The 17,363-nt window shown below is 60.2% G+C and carries 15 protein-coding genes; 7 read left to right on the top strand and 8 right to left on the bottom strand.

The features are described 5' to 3' along the window. Positions 1-28: 28 nt before the first annotated feature. The 8 genes from AU074_RS23670 to AU074_RS23635 all read right to left on the bottom strand — a co-directional run bounded on the left by AU074_RS23670 (position 29) and on the right by AU074_RS23635 (position 8,105). The gene (locus tag AU074_RS23670; RefSeq protein ID WP_076016766.1) at positions 29-1,207 is read right to left on the bottom strand and encodes a TerD family protein; all 1,179 of its coding nucleotides are present in this window, start codon (positions 1,205-1,207) and stop codon (positions 29-31) included. Then, complete coding sequence (locus AU074_RS23665) at positions 1,204-1,794, bottom strand: TerD family protein (RefSeq protein ID WP_076016765.1); 591 nt, start codon at positions 1,792-1,794, stop codon at positions 1,204-1,206. The genes AU074_RS23670 and AU074_RS23665 overlap by 4 nt, the downstream gene beginning before the upstream one ends. Positions 1,795-1,896: 102 nt before the next feature. After that, positions 1,897-2,847 (bottom strand): HpcH/HpaI aldolase/citrate lyase family protein, encoded by a 951-nt coding sequence (locus AU074_RS23660; protein WP_076016764.1) that lies wholly within the window; start codon positions 2,845-2,847, stop codon positions 1,897-1,899. Continuing rightward, positions 2,847-3,941, bottom strand: a complete 1,095-nt coding sequence (locus tag AU074_RS23655; RefSeq protein ID WP_076016763.1) for a cysteine protease StiP family protein — start codon at positions 3,939-3,941, stop codon at positions 2,847-2,849. Before AU074_RS23655 ends, AU074_RS23660 begins: the two co-directional genes overlap by 1 nt. Next, on the bottom strand, positions 3,934-4,692 hold the full coding sequence (locus tag AU074_RS23650; RefSeq protein WP_076016762.1) for a trehalose phosphatase: 759 nt from the start codon (positions 4,690-4,692) through the stop codon (positions 3,934-3,936). The genes AU074_RS23655 and AU074_RS23650 overlap by 8 nt, the downstream gene beginning before the upstream one ends. Continuing rightward, on the bottom strand, positions 4,682-5,818 hold the full coding sequence (locus tag AU074_RS23645; RefSeq protein ID WP_076016761.1) for a phosphoribosyltransferase domain-containing protein: 1,137 nt from the start codon (positions 5,816-5,818) through the stop codon (positions 4,682-4,684). Before AU074_RS23645 ends, AU074_RS23650 begins: the two co-directional genes overlap by 11 nt. A 69-nt stretch (positions 5,819-5,887) precedes the next feature. Then, complete coding sequence (locus AU074_RS23640; RefSeq protein WP_076016760.1) at positions 5,888-7,027, bottom strand: trypsin-like peptidase domain-containing protein; 1,140 nt, start codon at positions 7,025-7,027, stop codon at positions 5,888-5,890. Positions 7,028-7,106: 79 nt separating this feature from the next. Then, entirely contained in the window at positions 7,107-8,105 is a 999-nt protein-coding gene (locus tag AU074_RS23635) for an ATP-grasp domain-containing protein (protein ID WP_076016759.1), read from the bottom strand. 592 nt (positions 8,106-8,697) lie between these two features. Here AU074_RS23635 and AU074_RS23630 point away from each other — a divergent pair. From AU074_RS23630 to nuoH, 7 genes are all read left to right on the top strand, one after another. Next, positions 8,698-9,111: an NADH-quinone oxidoreductase subunit A gene (locus tag AU074_RS23630; RefSeq protein ID WP_003219575.1), complete on the top strand. Its 414-nt coding sequence runs from the start codon at positions 8,698-8,700 to the stop codon at positions 9,109-9,111. A gap of 10 nt (positions 9,112-9,121) precedes the next feature. Beyond that, complete coding sequence (locus AU074_RS23625; RefSeq protein WP_003174719.1) at positions 9,122-9,796, top strand: NADH-quinone oxidoreductase subunit B family protein; 675 nt, start codon at positions 9,122-9,124, stop codon at positions 9,794-9,796. Positions 9,797-9,868: 72 nt separating this feature from the next. Continuing rightward, positions 9,869-11,653 (top strand): NADH-quinone oxidoreductase subunit C/D, encoded by a 1,785-nt coding sequence (gene nuoC, locus AU074_RS23620; RefSeq protein ID WP_076016758.1) that lies wholly within the window; start codon positions 9,869-9,871, stop codon positions 11,651-11,653. 2 nt (positions 11,654-11,655) lie between these two features. Beyond that, positions 11,656-12,153 (top strand): NADH-quinone oxidoreductase subunit NuoE, encoded by a 498-nt coding sequence (gene nuoE, locus AU074_RS23615; RefSeq protein WP_003219568.1) that lies wholly within the window; start codon positions 11,656-11,658, stop codon positions 12,151-12,153. After that, a complete protein-coding gene (gene nuoF / locus AU074_RS23610) occupies positions 12,150-13,508 on the top strand; it encodes an NADH-quinone oxidoreductase subunit NuoF (protein ID WP_076016757.1) in 1,359 nt (452 codons plus the stop codon). The genes nuoE and nuoF overlap by 4 nt, the downstream gene beginning before the upstream one ends. A gap of 135 nt (positions 13,509-13,643) precedes the next feature. Then, complete coding sequence (nuoG, locus tag AU074_RS23605; protein WP_076016756.1) at positions 13,644-16,358, top strand: NADH-quinone oxidoreductase subunit NuoG; 2,715 nt, start codon at positions 13,644-13,646, stop codon at positions 16,356-16,358. Beyond that, positions 16,355-17,362, top strand: a complete 1,008-nt coding sequence (gene nuoH, locus AU074_RS23600; RefSeq protein ID WP_076016755.1) for an NADH-quinone oxidoreductase subunit NuoH — start codon at positions 16,355-16,357, stop codon at positions 17,360-17,362. The genes nuoG and nuoH overlap by 4 nt, the downstream gene beginning before the upstream one ends. The last annotated feature ends 1 nt before the right edge of the window (position 17,363 follow it).

Here is a 17,363-nt window from a genome sequence, read left to right as displayed (position 1 = left end):
CGTATTCAATTGCAGTTGGATAACAGGGTTACTTGGAACCTGCCGCCCAGCGCATACCCCAGCCGTAAGCCTTGTCCATCAGCGAATGCCCCTTGTGGAAGTCAACGCGGCGGCTCACCTTGACGCTGCCACCGACGTTTTCCAGCAGGGCGATTGCACACATGCCCAGGCGACCGCCCTCTTCATTCAGGCGAACCTCGATAGGTGGCTGACCCGGGACATGGATAGTCACCACGCCATCGGTTTCCCGCCAGTTCGGGGCGCCTTCATAAATGAATGCGAACACCAGGACCCGCCGAATCTCACCCCAGTGTTTACCGTTGATGTGCAGCCATTCGCCATCACTGACGGCGCCGGTACGGTCGTCACCTTTGAGCTGAATGTAGGGGTCACGATTCAGTTCGCCGAAGCAATTGCCCAGCGCCTGAACGACGCCCTTGGAACCGTCCTGCAACTCGTAAAGGCACCCGACATCCAGGTCAATGGCGTTGTTACGCGAGAAGAAACCGCCACCACCCTTGCCTTTGTTCCAGTTCAGGTTGACCTTGATTTCGCCAAAGCCGTCAGCGGTTTTTTCCAGGCTGATCGACGAGCGAGTCTTGTCGAGGGTAATTTTGCTGAGGCTGACCGATGGCTTCGGCGCCGCTGCCGGAGCAGGCACGGGAGCTGGAGCTGGAGTTGGAGCTGCGGGCGCAGGCGCAGGCGCAGCGACTTCAACACCAAAGTGCTGGGCCAACGGCTCCAGGCCACCTGCAAAACCCTGGGCTACACAGCGGAACTTCCATTCACCCTGGCGACGATAGAACTCACCCAGAATCAGTGCGGTTTCCTTCATGCCTGCCGTGGGGATCTGCGCCTCAATGCCGCCGGTAACAGTCAGTGCGAGATGAGACACACGGTCAAAGCTGGCCTTGTTCTCATAGATCGTTGCGGTCAACGCGACTTTCTCGACTGCCGCCTCAAGGCGCGACAGGTCAAGCGTGAACCCCGCGCGACCGGCCGAGGACTCGGTCATTTGCACCGCGCCACCCAGTACATTGGTCTGCCCGTAGAAACACATATCAGTGTCGCCGCGGACTTTTCCAGCAGCCCCAAGGACAAACGCAGACACGTCGATATCAGCGCCCGGAATGGCCGAGTAGCTGATATCGACCCGCACCTGGCCGGTGGCGACCGGCGCATTTGCGCCTGGCCCCAAGGTCGTCATGGCCGTACTGCCTGGATGGCCAGGTTGACCAGGTCGTCAGCTGTGCGGCCGTTGGTGACTTGACCGATAGCCTTGAATTCCCAGCCGCCGGCTTCGCGCACCAGGCTTGCCATGACCACGCCGGTATGACTGCCCTTCTCGGACAGATTGAAGCGCGCCAGTTCGGTCTTGTTGCTCGCGTTGACGATACGGCAGTAGGCGTTGGCAATTTTTTCGAAGTTTTGACCCGTGAAACTGTTCACGGTGAACACCAGCGATTTGACCGTGGCCGGCAGGCGCTGCAGGTCAACGTTGATGGTTTCATCGTCGCCATCGCCTTCGCCGGTGCGGTTGTCGCCGGAATGCTTGATCGAGCCATCGCGCGATTGCAATTGGCGGAACCACACCAGGTCCACTGGCTGAAGGTCTGCATCGAAAAGGATGCAGGAGGCATCCAGGTCGATCTCACCGCTGTTGCCCATCAACCGACCCAGGAACCCGGCTTTCTCCGGATCCCAGCCCAGTCCAAGGCTGATCGCTGTAAGGCCACCACCGCCCGCGGTTTTTTCCAGGGAAATTGTTTGGTTTTTAGTCAGAGTCAGGGCCATCGGTACGCTCCTTGTTAATCGTCGTTTTCTGGTGTGTACGGTTGTTGTCTTCAGCCACGCAGGCGGCCATTGGCTTCAGGACAAAAGCAGGTATGCCCTGAGTCATCGGCCGGCCTCGGCGAGACGAATCGGTTGTTCGGTGTGGCTGGTTTCGACATGCCTGACGCCATGCCATTTGGCACGCTCAAGGATGTTGGTCGCCCATTTGAGATGAGTCGCTGGTTCGCACATTGCGTCATTGTGTTTGAAAACAGCGGGCGCGATCTCGTTCAGCATTAATTTGGCACAATTTAAATCCTCAACACTGACACGCAGGCTGTCCTGGATAGTGTTGATCTGGCTCGGGTGAATCGCCGTCTTACCCACCAAACCATGGGCAATATCAAGGCCCAGCTCTTCCAGCAGCAGATGCGGCGTGGCCAGTTGCTCGAACACCGGCGCCGTCAAGGCAAACCCTTGGGAGCCCATAACGCCGGCCAACATCGGGATCACATAGCCCATGGGCGTGTTGTACAGCGTCATGTCCGGGTTACGCCTCAACCCCAGGCAACCCAGCAAGTCATTGCCGCCGATGCGCAGCGCAATGATGCGCTGCGCCAGCGTTTCGTTGAGCGCCATACCCAGCTCGACCATTGCCTGCGGATTGAAGACTTCCCGGGTTTCCAGGGTCGGCATCAGCAGAATATGCGGGTTGGTAACCGCCAACTCCCATGCACGCAGGTTGGACAGGCTCAATTTGGGCACGACAAAGCCATCGACATGAGCCATCAGCGGCCAATCGTTCAGCACCGCCGCCATCTGCCAGTCGCGCGGGCGCACAAACAGCATCGGCCCGTCTTCCGACCGGCCGCCCTGCTGCTCAATGGCGCTCAACAACCGATGGAGATTGCGCAGGGCGGTGTCGACGTCGATTTCGGCAACCGCGTCCTCAAGGCACACCACCATAGAGCGCAGTTGAGGCAGCTTCTTGCGAAACACTACCTCGAGAATGTCCTCACGGGTGGCCGGCATGTAGAGCGTGGCACCCAGGGCGTAAGGCGATATTTTCTTCATCAGCTCAAGCTCCGGATGACGGTCACTGCACGGTAGGGGCCAAGGGCCGCCCCCACTTCCTCAACCGTCACACCGGCCCGCTCGGTCAGGTGCATCAGCAGTTGGACGTCCGGATCGCTGCGATCACGCACCAGCACGTGGTCCGGCACTCGGCGCAATACGGCACGGGTAGCCTCGGCGATACCAGGTTTTACCCGGTTCAAATTGGTAATGCCAAAACGCTTGGCGATTACGTCGATCACGTCCAGCGCCGCCGACTGCAACTCAGTGCGCTGCGCTTGCGTCCATGCAGACGCGGGCGCGACGGCAGGCAATGCCCGGCGCACGGTTTCAATCTGGTTCACAAAATCGCGGGTCACATCGTGTTCATTCAGGTGGTCGTAGACCACGCACCCATGCAACCCACCCTCGGCGGGCCAGATGGAGCGCGAGACCAGGCCGGAAACCGTGGCACCCAAAATGCCCGATGGAATCACCCAGTCTTCAGCGGAAGCCGCCAGCCAGGCGCGCCCGCATGGATCGGCGAGCACCACAAGGCGTGGCTGCTCCGGGAACCGCGCATCGCCGTTGAGGCTACGCTGGATCTCGCCGGAGATTGCGCCCTTTCCGGTCCAACCATCCACGAACACAATGTTTTCGGCGCCATGAGCGGCGATCACGGCTTCCAGGGCAACTTTGTCGATGCCACGGTCACGCACGATACTGATGCCGTAATGATGGGCATCACGCCCTAGATCGAGCAGCGCCCGGAGCAGCAGCACGCCCAAGGGAAGGCCCGCGCGAACGAACGACACGAGCGCAATCGATGGCCCCTTGCAAGCCTGGTCCAGGGCCAGGGCCAAGGACTGAACGTCGCTGGCCATCCTGCCCGCGTTTTGCTGCATGGCCCGCTGGTACAGCTCTTTGTGCACCTCGGTAGGCGCCGACTCCTGGCTGATCATCTCCGAGTAATGCTTTTGTTTGGTCTGGATCAGGCGCTCTTTTTCATGGACATCCGTCACTTCAATCTCGACGGGCTGCAGCAGGAAGAGCACGTCGTCGGCCTGGTAGCTCCCGCTACCGACCGTTGTCAGATGGGCGAAGGCATCACGCATGGATCATCGCCTCCACGACTTTTGCCAGTTGGCTATTGGCCGGCGTTGCCCAGAAGTTGCATTCGTTCATAAAACCCAGGTCAGTCACGCTGTCGCCAAACCCCAACACCGGGCGTTCGCCGTGAGCGGCACGGTCTCGACGCAGCAGTTCCTGGACCGCATGGCGCTTGGCCAGGCCATTGGGCAGGAACGCGAGGTTGTTACCGTTGCCGTGAATATGCATGCCTTCCACAAGGCCGCGGGCCTGGACTTCTGCCAGTACCTTCTGCAGCACCGAGTCGTCGGACTCGTTGTGCTTGGTCACCACGTAGTTAAGCAGGCCTTGCTCTTCGACCACCCAGCCGCGCAGGGAAAAGCCCATTTCCTCGCCGATCGCCAAGGTTGCCGCGCTGAGCGCAGGCAAACGGCTTTGATAGGCGGCGAGCACCTCAGTCATCTGCCCATGCCAATCCCGGTCCAACGTCCCATCGGGCTGAAGAATCACCCCGCCGTGGGAGCACACTGCCCCTGCGACAAAGGGCAATTGCACGCGGCTGTAAGCTTCCACGCTGCGCGCGGTGACCGGAACCACATCGGCCGATTCCAGCAGCCACTCCACAAACGTTTTCTGCACGGCACTCATGTAACCGTTGGGCTGCCCATCGACATCCAGCGTCGCCGTATGCCGGGCACTGCCTTCGGCCATCTTGCGTGCCGTCTGGAACAACGTGTCATCCAGGTCTATGAGGATCAGGGGGCGCTTACTGCTCATCGACGATGACCTCTGCGTTCAATGCGTCTATCAACGATTGCGGAACTGCCTGGGCAGGTGTTTCGCTACAGATCAACACCCGGTCGAATTGGCCTGGCCGCACGTTGTAAAGAAAATTGGGGATGCCCAGGCCATAGTTGTCGGAGAACGACAACGCGTGGCCGATCTCATGCCCCAGGGCAATCGGCGAGCGAGTGGTGGAGCTGAAATGAACGTCGCCCCCCGCCTGTTCAAGGCGCTCGGCCAACAGGAACGGGCGCCACACGAATTCCCCGGTGCCGACCACGAGAATCCGTTCGCCCGGCTTCACCTGAATATCCGTTGCAAGCGTGTCATCCACATGACAAACGCCCAGACGCCCCCAATCGTTGCGCGGATCAATCGGCCAGTCGCCCACCGCCACCGCCCCGACATCCGGCATGTGCGGCAGCGGCGCGCTCACATCTTCAAGGAAGCGGTACGTGCCCTGAAGCAGCGACACCTCATCGGCCGTCTCGCCCAAAACCTTGCGCACGGCCCCTTGGGACCAATCGGTAAGCACGCACGTCACCACCCGCTCGACCTTGCTCAGCCCGGCCTCTATCAGCGCCCGGTGCAGATTGATAAACGTCTTGCCGGTTGAGGCCTCGTCGTCCACCAGCACCAGAGAACGCGCCTGGTGCATCAGTTCGCGGATAGCGGGATCGGTTGGCTGATGGATCAAGTGCGCGCTGGCGTGGCTGTGCTCCTCTTCGAAGCGGGCGAACATTTCATCCCCCACCGGATGCCGGGTGCTCACCAGATAGACGGTGTCCTGGCGGGTCTTGCTGTACATGCGGTGCACGCCGGCGCCCAGGCCCACGGCGGTTTCGGCCATGCCGATCACCAGCACCGGCCCGGGCAAATCTGCGGGAATCTTCGCGGCGAGACTTGCGTAACTGGCCTGCATGGCCGATGGGCGCACAGGGATATGCTTGCCCAACACCCGCGATACAAACAGGAACGCGCGCTTTGGATTGCGGCGTTCCGCGAATCCGAATAGTGATTCGGGTTCGAAGGCCGATTGGTCTATATCAACCTCCATCAACCCGCGCTTGAGCTGCGCGCTGAGTCGGCGTGTCGATGTTTTTACTGCTGCGGATTCCATGTACGACATTCCTAAAAGAGGCGTTTAGTGAGTGCAATGCCCCTCACTTTTTCTTCAAACCGGGTGCCTCTACGGGTTTCTGGCTTCAATCCGCCAAAGCGAGGATTGAGCTTCACGGGCCATTTCCGAGGTCGAATACGTTCGGCCCGTTGGAGATTTGGAAGGTGATACCTGGCAGGCATCCAGGAAGGCCAGGAGCAGGCCGGCCTTGACGGCAAAGTTCATGTTTTGCGCGTCCGGCAAAGTAGACGTCACCATGGCGATAACCCCGCCGCTGGTATCGAACAACGGGCTGCCACTGGACCCGGGCTGAATCGCTGCGGTGAATTGCAGCAAACTGGAATCGTTGTGCAGCCCGAACAAACTCGACACGCCTCCCTGAGTGACATGCACACCACCTCCGGCCAGGCCCGCCATTGGAAAACCCAGTGCAATCACTGATTCGCCCAGGGCACAACCGGCGCCGTCCTTGAAGAGCACGGGCGATAACGTCGGGCAGTCCTGGACCCGCAACAGCGCGATATCGTTACGTTGATCGACCACGACCACTTCCGCGCGGTAACGGCCGGCAAAAGAAGAAATGTGCAGTTCCTGCATGCCCTCGATTACGTGGGCGCATGTCATGACGTGACTGGGTGAAACGGCAAAACCGGTGCCCGTTGCAGAACCACGGTTTCTTGGAGAGTCGCCGGAATAAGGGCGGCGGTTTGGGTGTGCGTCGTCGATGCTAATGCCCATGCGTCGCCCCATCGCGGCGAGGCCATAGGCGGAACCTTCGGCGAGCGCGCGGAACTTCCACTGATCGTTACGCTTGTAAAACTCGCCGATGACAATGGCCGATTCGCCGTTGTTACGCAAATCCAGGTGCAACTCGACCTGATTGTCGACCTGAAGACGCAACTCTTTGAGTTCACTGACAGGGCCTGCGGCGCCAAAGGTGTAAACGACCAGCAACACCCCTTCACTGCCGCCAGGCAACGCGGACAAATCAAGGGAACAACCGATCGAGGCTTGCTTGCCGCTCCACTCCATCCACTTCTGGGTGATTTGAAACAGCGCCGGATCGCCTGTTGGCAGGCGCTTCTCGGTGACGGGGAGCAATGCGACGGCAGCGTACTCACCGAAGGCGGTGGCGTTACCGGAGTCGAGTGTCCATGCAGTCTTTACACCTGAAATAGCGGTGTTTGCTCCGGGCGTAAGCGCCTTCATCCTAACCTTCCCTGATCGATGTGAGGGTGATTATGTCAAGACAGACATAATCATTCACTCTTTCTGTGGCGCGTTGATATCAATTAGAGGCTAGTACGGCGACCGTAATGGGCTTCACGCGCACGCCTTCGGCCCATTGACTCGCCGGCTCCGGCAAACCAAGCCGACGAGTGGCGAAAATTCCGGCCAGGTTTACCCCGGTCGCGCGCGTATAGCCGATACCGCCGGAGTAGCGCGGATTGATCTCCAACAGATAGGGAACGCCTTCAAGGTCGTCCCGCGTCTGCACGTTCACCAAGCCATCGCACTTGAAATGCGCCGCAGCCTTGAGGGCCAACTCCACGGCCGCTGATTCGCGCTCGAATGTCTGGTGAACGCCCTGCTTCCTCCTGCCCACGAATGCCACGGGCCTGCCCGCCTCGCACACCATGTCGACCGAACACTCGCTGCCGGCGAGGTAAGGCATGACCAGCATCGGCGCACGCTCTGCGCCCGACCGGTAAATCTTCAGGTAGGTGTCGAAATCGATTTCCCGCGCATCCGGGTTTTGCAAACAGCGAAACGGGTCGACATCCGACTTGAACCGCCAGAACCCTTGCCCGTAGATGCCGACCACAGGCTTGATGCAAACCTCTCCCTGCGCCGACAGCACCGCGTAGGCCGCCGCCAGTTCCTGGGCATTTGTGACCGTAATCGCAGGCGTGCAAGCGAGCCCCGCACGCTCGGCCTCAGCGGTGAACTGGCTTTTATCGTCGACCTTGTCAAAGGTCTCCGTGGACATGCCGCCGGTGACAAGGCGCAAGCCAGCAGCCTCGAATCGGTCGCGTGCCGCCTCGTACTGGCTGCCAATACGCCCCGCAAGAATGACTTCGATACGGTGTTCAAGTGCCGTCTCAATCACCCAGTCGATACGCTCGTGGTTGTCTTGAGGCTCTTGAAAGGCGACGTCGGCCTGCCCTGTGATCTCGGGCCGATCCTGGCGGTGGGAGGCAAAGACCCTGACACCCGCCGGTAATGCTTCACGCGCACCTATAATAATGTCGCGCTGGCTGGATTGACCTTCAAGAAACCAGATCACGTGTACGCTCCTCAATGAACATCGGCAGAAATTGACGCACTCGTTGGGCGATAGCCCTCAACGCTGTGTAATTTTTCCGACACATTAACGAACATCAAGCAAAAGGCTATCTAAATCCTGTTTCGCCGTATCACAGACCGCCAACGCCCGAAGCCTCGCCGAGGTCGCTTTCGCGCCTTTTTGGACCAAACATTGATCCAGAGCGGTATCCGCGTCGCTAAAGTCAGTTAAAACATCCGCTTTACCAACTTGCGCCACCCGCACAAGTAACAGCAACTTCCCCCGCTAAACGCCGAACAGTTGTTTAAAACCCACGCAAACAATATTCATTATCATTTAGAGCATGAAAACTTCGTTACCGGTTAAACAAAACACAATTCATTAAATGCGCGCTAATGCCCGCGCCACAAGGGCTACAGCCCCAAGAAGGTGCACTATGTCCTTATTCCATCGAATAATTTCGCTATAGGAATTTTACTTGCCCGGTGTTTAGCCATAAAATCACCGCGATTGATTGCGCTGCGACATATCGTCACTGCATCGTTACTTTTTCGAGCTCAGAGACCTTTGCTCTCTGTTAAGGATTTCCAGCATGACCGAAGCGACAGGACTCATGGCCCACAACTGGGGCTTTGCCATTTTCCTCCTCGGTGTTGTCGGCCTCTGCGCCTTCATGCTCGGTGTCTCCAGCCTCCTCGGGTCAAAAGCCTGGGGCCGCAGCAAAAATGAACCGTTCGAATCCGGCATGCTGCCTACAGGTGGCGCCCGCTTGCGGCTCTCAGCCAAATTCTATCTGGTCGCGATGCTCTTCGTGATCTTCGATATCGAAGCCCTTTTTCTCTTTGCCTGGTCTGTGTCCGTCCGCGAAAGCGGCTGGACCGGATTCGTCGAAGCTCTCGTTTTCATAGCAATTCTGTTGGCAGGCCTTGTCTACCTATTTCGAGTGGGCGCCCTTGATTGGGCTCCGGAAGCTCGTCGCAAGCGGCAAGCGAAGCTGAAACAATGAGGCTTTGGCGATGCAATACAATCTCACCAGGATCGACCCGGATGCTCCTAACGAGCAGTACCCCATCGGCGAACGGGAAACCGTTTCCGACCCGTTAGAAGACCAAGTCCACAAAAACATCTACATGGGCAAGCTGGAAGACGTGCTGAGTGGCGCGGTCAACTGGGGACGTAAGAACTCCCTGTGGCCGTACAACTTCGGTCTGTCCTGCTGCTACGTGGAAATGACCACCGCCTTCACGGCGCCCCACGACATCGCGCGCTTTGGCGCCGAAGTTATCCGGGCATCGCCGCGTCAGGCGGATTTCATGGTTATCGCCGGTACCTGCTTTATCAAGATGGCGCCGATCATTCAGCGTCTCTACGAGCAAATGCTCGAGCCAAAGTGGGTTATCTCCATGGGTTCGTGCGCCAACTCCGGTGGCATGTACGACATCTACTCCGTGGTTCAAGGGGTGGACAAGTTCCTGCCCGTGGACGTCTACGTGCCTGGCTGCCCGCCCCGCCCTGAAGCATTTCTGCAAGGCTTGATGCTGTTGCAGGAATCGATTGGCAAGGAGCGTCGCCCACTGTCCTGGGTCGTCGGCGATCAAGGCGTGTACCGCGCCGAGATGCCTTCGCAAAAGGAACAGCGCCGCGAACAGCGAATCGCAGTCACCAACCTGCGCAGCCCCGACGAAGTCTGATCCAGAACCGCTTCTTTTATAGAACGAAAACCTGGCTTCATTCTTTACGTTGACCGAAAGCGATAAAAAACCATGACTACAGGCAGTGCTCTGTACATCCCGCCTTATAAGGCAGACGACCAGGATGTGGTCGTCGAACTCAATAACCGTTTTGGCCCTGACGCCTTCACCGCCCAGGCCACACGCACCGGTATGCCGGTGCTGTGGGTGGCGCGTGCCAAGCTCGTCGAAGTCCTGAGCTTCCTGCGCAACCTGCCCAAGCCGTACGTCATGCTCTATGACCTGCATGGCGTGGACGAGCGCCTGCGCACCAAGCGCCAGGGACTGCCGAGCGGCGCCGATTTCACCGTGTTCTATCACCTGATGTCGCTGGAACGTAACAGCGACGTGATGATCAAGGTAGCCCTCTCCGAGAGCGACCTGAGCGTTCCGACCGTGACCGGTATCTGGCCTAACGCCAACTGGTACGAGCGTGAAGTGTGGGACATGTTCGGCATCGACTTCCCGGGTCACCCGCACCTGACGCGCATCATGATGCCGCCTACCTGGGAAGGTCACCCGCTGCGCAAGGACTTCCCTGCCCGCGCCACCGAATTCGATCCATTCAGCCTGACCCTCGCCAAGCAACAGCTTGAAGAAGAGGCTGCGCGCTTCCGTCCGGAAGACTGGGGCATGAAGCGTTCCGGCACCAACGAGGACTACATGTTCCTCAACCTGGGCCCGAACCACCCATCGGCTCACGGTGCCTTCCGCATCATCCTGCAACTGGACGGCGAAGAAATCGTCGACTGCGTGCCTGACGTCGGTTACCACCACCGTGGTGCCGAGAAGATGGCCGAGCGTCAGTCGTGGCACAGCTTCATCCCGTACACCGACCGTATCGACTACCTCGGCGGCGTGATGAACAACCTGCCGTACGTGCTCTCGGTCGAGAAGCTGGCCGGTATCAAGGTGCCTGACCGCGTCGACACCATCCGCATCATGATGGCCGAGTTCTTCCGGATCACCAGCCACCTGCTGTTCCTGGGTACCTATATCCAGGACGTCGGCGCCATGACCCCGGTGTTCTTCACGTTCACCGACCGTCAGCGCGCCTACAAGGTCATCGAAGCCATCACCGGTTTCCGCCTGCACCCGGCCTGGTACCGCATCGGCGGTGTCGCCCACGACCTGCCGCGTGGCTGGGAACGCCTGGTCAAGGAATTCATCGACTGGATGCCCAAACGTCTGGACGAGTACCAGAAAGCCGCCCTGGACAACAGCATCCTCAAGGGCCGGACCATTGGCGTCGCCCAGTACAACACCAAAGAAGCCCTGGAATGGGGCGTCACCGGTGCTGGCCTGCGTTCCACCGGTTGCGATTTCGACCTGCGTAAAGCGCGCCCGTACTCCGGCTACCAGAACTTCGAGTTCGAAGTCCCGCTGGCAGCCAATGGCGATGCCTACGACCGCTGCATCGTGCGCGTCGAAGAAATGCGCCAGAGCCTGAAGATCATCGAACAGTGCATGCGCAACATGCCGGAAGGCCCGTACAAGGCGGATCACCCGCTGACCACGCCGCCGCCCAAAGAGCGCACGCTGCAACACATCGAAACCCTGATCACGCACTTCCTGCAAGTTTCGTGGGGCCCGGTAATGCCGGCCAACGAATCCTTCCAGATGATCGAAGCGACCAAGGGTATCAACAGTTATTACCTGACGAGCGATGGCGGCACCATGAGCTACCGCACCCGGATTCGTACTCCAAGCTTCCCGCACCTGCAGCAGATCCCTTCGGTGATCAAAGGTGAAATGGTCGCGGACTTGATTGCGTACCTGGGTAGTATCGATTTCGTTATGGCCGACGTGGACCGCTAAGCATGAATAGCACGCTTATCCAGACAGACCGTTTCACCTTGAGTGAAACCGAGCGCTCGGCCATCGAGCACGAGCTGCATCACTACGAAGACCCGCGCGCGGCGTCGATCGAAGCCTTGAAGATCGTCCAGAAGGAACGTGGCTGGGTGCCGGACGGCGCCCTCTACGCCATCGGCGAGATCCTCGGCATCCCCGCCAGCGACGTTGAAGGCGTGGCGACGTTCTACAGCCAGATCTTCCGCCAGCCGGTTGGCCGCCACATCATTCGCGTTTGCGACAGCATGGTCTGCTACATCGGTGGCCACGAGTCCGTGGTCAGCGAGATCCAGAGCAAGCTGGGCATCGGCCTGGGCCAAACCACTCCGGACGGGCGCTTCACGCTGCTGCCGGTGTGCTGCCTGGGCAACTGTGACAAGGCGCCGGCGTTGATGATCGACGACGACACATTCGGTGACGTGCAGCCTGCTGGCGTCACCCAATTGCTCGAGGGCTACCCATGACCCTGACTTCCTTCGGCCCGGCCAACCTGATCAAGCGTTCGCCCGAGACCCACCCGCTGACCTGGCGCCTGCGTGACGACGGCGAAGCCGTTTGGCTCGACGAGTACCAGGCCAAGAACGGTTACGCGGCCGCGCGCAAAGCCTTTGCCGACATGGCCCAGGACGACATCGTCCAGACCGTGAAAGACGCAGGCCTTAAAGGCCGCGGCGGCGCAGGCTTCCCCACGGGCGTCAAGTGGGGCCTGATGCCCAAAGACGAATCCATCAACATCCGCTACCTGCTGTGCAACGCGGATGAAATGGAGCCGAACACCTGGAAAGACCGCATGCTGATGGAGCAACTGCCCCATCTGCTGATCGAAGGCATGCTGATCAGCGCCCGCGCGCTGAAAACCTACCGTGGCTACATCTTCCTGCGTGGCGAGTACACCACCGCCGCCAAGCACCTGAACCGTGCCGTGGAAGAAGCCAAGGCAGCCGGCCTCTTGGGCAAGAACATCCTCGGTTCGGGCTTCGATTTCGAGCTGTTCGTGCACACCGGCGCCGGGCGTTATATCTGCGGTGAAGAAACCGCACTGATCAACTCCCTCGAAGGCCGCCGCGCCAACCCGCGTTCCAAACCGCCCTTCCCTGCCGCCGTTGGCGTGTGGGGCAAGCCGACGTGCGTGAACAACGTTGAAACCCTGTGCAACGTGCCGGCAATAATCGGCGACGGCGTGGAGTGGTACAAATCGTTGGCCCGCGAAGGCAGCGAAGACATGGGCACCAAGCTCATGGGCTTCTCCGGCAAGGTCAAGAACCCGGGCCTGTGGGAACTGCCATTCGGCGTGACCGCACGCGAGCTGTTCGAGGACTACGCCGGCGGCATGCGCGACGGCTACACCCTCAAGGCCTGGCAGCCAGGAGGCGCCGGTACCGGCTTCCTGTTGCCCGAGCACCTCGACGCACAAATGTACGCCGGCGGCATCGGCAAGGTGGGCACCCGTATGGGTACCGGCCTGGCCATGGCCGTGGACAACACCGTGAACATGGTGTCGTTGCTGCGCAACATGGAGCAGTTCTTCTCCCGCGAATCCTGCGGTTTCTGCACCCCGTGCCGCGATGGTTTGCCATGGAGCGTCAAGCTCTTGATGGCCATCGAGAACGGCGAAGGTCAGCCCGGCGATATCGAGACCCTGCTGGGTCTGGTCGGTTTCCTCGGCCCAGGCAAGACTTTCTGTGCTCACGCACCGGGCGCCGTGGAGCCATTGGGCAGCGCGATCAAATACTTCCGCTCTGAATTCGAGGCTGGCATCGCACCTGCGCGCGCCGGTGACCTGAATCAGGTGGTAACACCGACCATGGTCGGTGCGTAACGCTTAAAAAGGCGGAGGGTCCGTGCCCTTCGCTTTCTCATGTGCTGACGCCTTGATGGCTGTGTTGATGCACATGAATAACAAGATTCCATTAGCCACGCCCGCTGACACCGGGCCAACGAAGAACTTTGAACCATGGCCACTATCCACGTAGACGGCAAAGAGCTCGAAGTCGATGGGGCAGACAACCTGTTACAGGCGTGTCTGTCGCTAGGCCTCGACATTCCATATTTCTGCTGGCACCCCGCCCTTGGCAGCGTTGGCGCTTGCCGCCAGTGCGCGGTCAAGCAGTACACCGACGAGAACGACACCCGTGGTCGTATCGTGATGTCCTGCATGACCCCTGCCACCGACGGCAGCTGGATTTCCATCGAAGACGAAGAAGCGAAAGTGTTTCGCGCCAGCGTCGTCGAATGGCTGATGACCAACCACCCTCACGACTGCCCTGTGTGTGAGGAAGGCGGCCACTGCCACCTGCAAGACATGACCGTGATGACCGGCCACAACGAGCGCCGATATCGCTTCACCAAGCGCACCCACCAGAACCAGCAACTGGGCCCGTTCATCTCCCACGAGATGAACCGCTGCATCGCTTGCTACCGCTGCGTGCGCTTCTATAAGGACTACGCCGGCGGCACCGACCTCGGTGTATTCGGCGCCCACGACAACGTGTACTTCGGTCGCGTTGAAGACGGCACCCTCGAAAGCGAGTTCTCCGGCAACCTCACCGAGGTCTGCCCGACCGGTGTGTTCACCGACAAGACTCACTCCGAGCGCTACAACCGTAAGTGGGACATGCAGTTCTCGCCAAGCATCTGCCATGGCTGCTCCAGCGGTTGCAACATCTCCCCGGGCGAGCGCTACGGCGAACTGCGTCGTATCGAAAACCGCTTCAACGGTTCGGTCAACCAGTACTTCCTGTGCGACCGTGGCCGTTTCGGCTATGGCTACGTCAACCGCGAAGACCGCCCACGTCAGCCACTGCTGGCCGACGGCGCCAAGCTGAGCCTCGACGAGGCGCTGGATAAAGCCGCTGACCTGCTGCGCGGTCGCAACATCGTCGGTATCGGTTCGCCCCGCGCCAGTCTCGAAAGCAACTATGCGTTGCGCGAGCTTGTGGGTGCCGAGCACTTCTACTCCGGTATCGAAGCCGGTGAGCTGGAGCGTATCCGCCTGGTGCTGCAAGTGTTGAACGACAGCCCGCTGCCGGTTCCGAACATGCGCGACATCGAAGACCACGACGCGATCTTCGTCCTTGGTGAAGACCTGACCCAGACCGCTGCACGCATGGCCCTGTCCTTGCGCCAGTCGGTAAAAGGCAAGGCCGAAGACATGGCCGACGCCATGCGCGTCCAGCCTTGGCTCGACGCTGCCGTGAAAAACATCGGCCAGCACGCGCTGAACCCGCTGTTTATCGCCAGCCTGGCTGAAACCAAGCTCGACGACATCGCTGAAGAATGCGTACACGCCGCGCCTGACGACCTGGCCCGCATCGGTTTCGCCGTGGCCCACGCCCTCGACGCCAGCGCGCCTGCCGTTGAAGGCCTGGACGCTGAAGCCGTTGAACTGGCCCAGCGCATCGCCGACGCCCTGCTGGCGGCCAAGCGTCCATTGATCATTGCCGGCACCTCGCTGGGTTCCAAGGCGCTGATCGAAGCCGCTGCCAACATTGCCAAAGCCTTGAAGCTGCGCGAGAAGAACGGTTCCATCAGCCTGATCGTGCCGGAAGCCAACAGCCTCGGCCTGGCCATGCTCGGTGGCGAGTCCCTGGACGCGGCCCTGCAAGCCGTGACCGACGGCAGTGCCGACGCGATCGTGGTACTGGAAAACGACCTGTACACCCGCACTGATTCGGCCAAGGTCGACGCTGCGCTGAACGCGGCCAAAGTGGTGATTGTTGCCGACCACCAGAAAACCGCCACCAGCGACCGCGCCCACCTGGTACTGCCCGCCGCCAGCTTTGCTGAAGGCGACGGTACCCTGGTCAGCCAGGAAGGCCGCGCCCAGCGCTTCTTCCAGGTGTTCGATCCGAAGTACATGGACGCCAGCATCCTGGTTCACGAAGGCTGGCGCTGGCTGCATGCCCTGCGCGCTACCCTGCTGAACCAGCCAATCGACTGGACCCAGCTCGACCATGTGACCGCTGCTGCAGCCGCAGCAGCACCGCAACTGGCACGCATCGTCGACGCTGCACCGTCTGCCTCGTTCCGCATCAAGGGCATGAAACTCGCCCGTGAACCGCTGCGTTACTCCGGCCGTACCGCCATGCGTGCCGACATCAGCGTGCATGAGCCACGTACTCCACAAGACAACGACACCGCGTTCGCCTTCTCCATGGAAGGTTACTCGGGTTCGGTCGAGCCACGTCAGCAGGTGCCATTTGCCTGGTCGCCGGGCTGGAACTCGCCGCAAGCCTGGAACAAGTTCCAGGACGAAGTCGGTGGTCACATCCGCGCTGGCGACCCGGGCACCCGCCTGATCGAAAGCACCGGTGACTCGCTGAACTGGTTCGCCAGCGTTCCGCGTCCATTCAACCCGGCCCAGGGCACCTGGCAGGTTGTGCCGTTCTTCCACCTGTTCGGCAGCGAAGAAACCTCTTCCAAAGCCGCGCCGGTACAAGAGCGCATTCCGGCCGCCTACGTGTCTGTTGCCAAGTCCGAAGCCGACCGCCTGGGCGTCAACGACGGTGCCCTGCTCAGCCTGACCGTAGCGGGCAAGACCCTGCGTCTGCCGCTGCGCATCAATGACGAGTTGGGTGCTGGCCTGGTTGCATTGCCCAAAGGCCTCGCGGGGATTCCTCCGGCGATCTTCGGCCTCACCGTTGACGGTCTGCAGGAGGCAGCTCAATGACCTGGTTCACCCCTGAAGTGATCGACGTGATCATCGCGGTGGTCAAGGCCATCGTGATCCTGTTGGCCGTGGTCGTGGCGGGCGCCTTGCTCAGCTTCGTCGAACGTCGCCTGCTGGGCTGGTGGCAGGACCGTTACGGTCCGAACCGCGTTGGCCCGTTTGGTATGTTCCAGATTGCCGCCGACATGCTGAAAATGTTCTTCAAGGAAGACTGGACACCGCCGTTTGCCGACAAGGTGATCTTCACCCTGGCACCGGTCGTGGCCATGAGCGCCTTGCTGATTGCCTTCGCAATCATCCCGATCACCCCAACCTGGGGCGTGGCGGACCTGAACATCGGCTTGCTGTTCTTCTTCGCCATGGCCGGTTTGTCGGTCTACGCGGTGCTGTTCGCCGGTTGGGCCAGTAACAACAAGTTCGCCCTCTTGGGCAGCTTGCGGGCTTCGGCCCAGACCGTGTCCTACGAAGTGTTCATGGGCCTCGCGCTGATGGGCATCGTGGTGCAGGTGGGCTCGTTCAACATGCGCGACATCGTCGAGTACCAGGCGCAGAACCTGTGGTTCATCATTCCGCAGTTCTTCGGCTTCTGTACCTTCTTCATCGCTGGCGTCGCCGTGACTCACCGTCACCCGTTCGACCAGCCGGAAGCGGAACAGGAACTGGCCGACGGTTACCACATCGAATACGCCGGCATGAAATGGGGCATGTTCTTCGTTGGTGAGTACATCGGCATCATCTTGATCTCGGCCCTGCTGGTCACGCTGTTCTTCGGCGGCTGGCACGGTCCGTTCGGCATCCTGCCGCAGCTGGCGTTCTTCTGGTTCTTCTTGAAGACCGCGTTCTTCATCATGCTGTTCATCCTGCTGCGCGCTTCCATCCCGCGTCCACGGTATGACCAGGTGATGGATTTCAGCTGGCGATTCTGCCTGCCGCTGACCCTGATCAATTTGCTGGTGACTGCTGCCGTTGTGTTGTTGAACACGCCAGCGGGCGCGGTTCAGTGAG

It is taken from the genome of Pseudomonas sp. ATCC PTA-122608 (genome assembly GCF_001952855.1).
Classification (GTDB): domain Bacteria; phylum Pseudomonadota; class Gammaproteobacteria; order Pseudomonadales; family Pseudomonadaceae; genus Aquipseudomonas.
Note: the sequence above shows the minus strand (reverse complement) of the source record. Positions and strands in the feature narration are given on the sequence as shown.

Bases quoted from the DNA above. Each gene is read 5' to 3' on its own strand.
- AU074_RS23670 (WP_076016766.1), bottom strand. From the start codon at position 1,207: ATGACGACCTTGGGGCCAGGCGCAAATGCGCCGGTCGCCACCGGCCAG.
- AU074_RS23665 (WP_076016765.1), bottom strand. From the start codon at position 1,794: ATGGCCCTGACTCTGACTAAAAACCAAACAATTTCCCTGGAAAAAACC.
- AU074_RS23660 (WP_076016764.1), bottom strand. From the start codon at position 2,847: ATGAAGAAAATATCGCCTTACGCCCTGGGTGCCACGCTCTACATGCCG.
- AU074_RS23655 (WP_076016763.1), bottom strand. From the start codon at position 3,941: ATGCGTGATGCCTTCGCCCATCTGACAACGGTCGGTAGCGGGAGCTAC.
- AU074_RS23650 (WP_076016762.1), bottom strand. From the start codon at position 4,692: ATGAGCAGTAAGCGCCCCCTGATCCTCATAGACCTGGATGACACGTTG.
- AU074_RS23645 (WP_076016761.1), bottom strand. From the start codon at position 5,818: ATGGAATCCGCAGCAGTAAAAACATCGACACGCCGACTCAGCGCGCAG.
- AU074_RS23640 (WP_076016760.1), bottom strand. From the start codon at position 7,027: ATGAAGGCGCTTACGCCCGGAGCAAACACCGCTATTTCAGGTGTAAAG.
- AU074_RS23630 (WP_003219575.1), top strand. From the start codon at position 8,698: ATGACCGAAGCGACAGGACTCATGGCCCACAACTGGGGCTTTGCCATT.
- AU074_RS23625 (WP_003174719.1), top strand. From the start codon at position 9,122: ATGCAATACAATCTCACCAGGATCGACCCGGATGCTCCTAACGAGCAG.
- nuoC (WP_076016758.1), top strand. From the start codon at position 9,869: ATGACTACAGGCAGTGCTCTGTACATCCCGCCTTATAAGGCAGACGAC.
- nuoE (WP_003219568.1), top strand. From the start codon at position 11,656: ATGAATAGCACGCTTATCCAGACAGACCGTTTCACCTTGAGTGAAACC.
- nuoF (WP_076016757.1), top strand. From the start codon at position 12,150: ATGACCCTGACTTCCTTCGGCCCGGCCAACCTGATCAAGCGTTCGCCC.
- nuoG (WP_076016756.1), top strand. From the start codon at position 13,644: ATGGCCACTATCCACGTAGACGGCAAAGAGCTCGAAGTCGATGGGGCA.
- nuoH (WP_076016755.1), top strand. From the start codon at position 16,355: ATGACCTGGTTCACCCCTGAAGTGATCGACGTGATCATCGCGGTGGTC.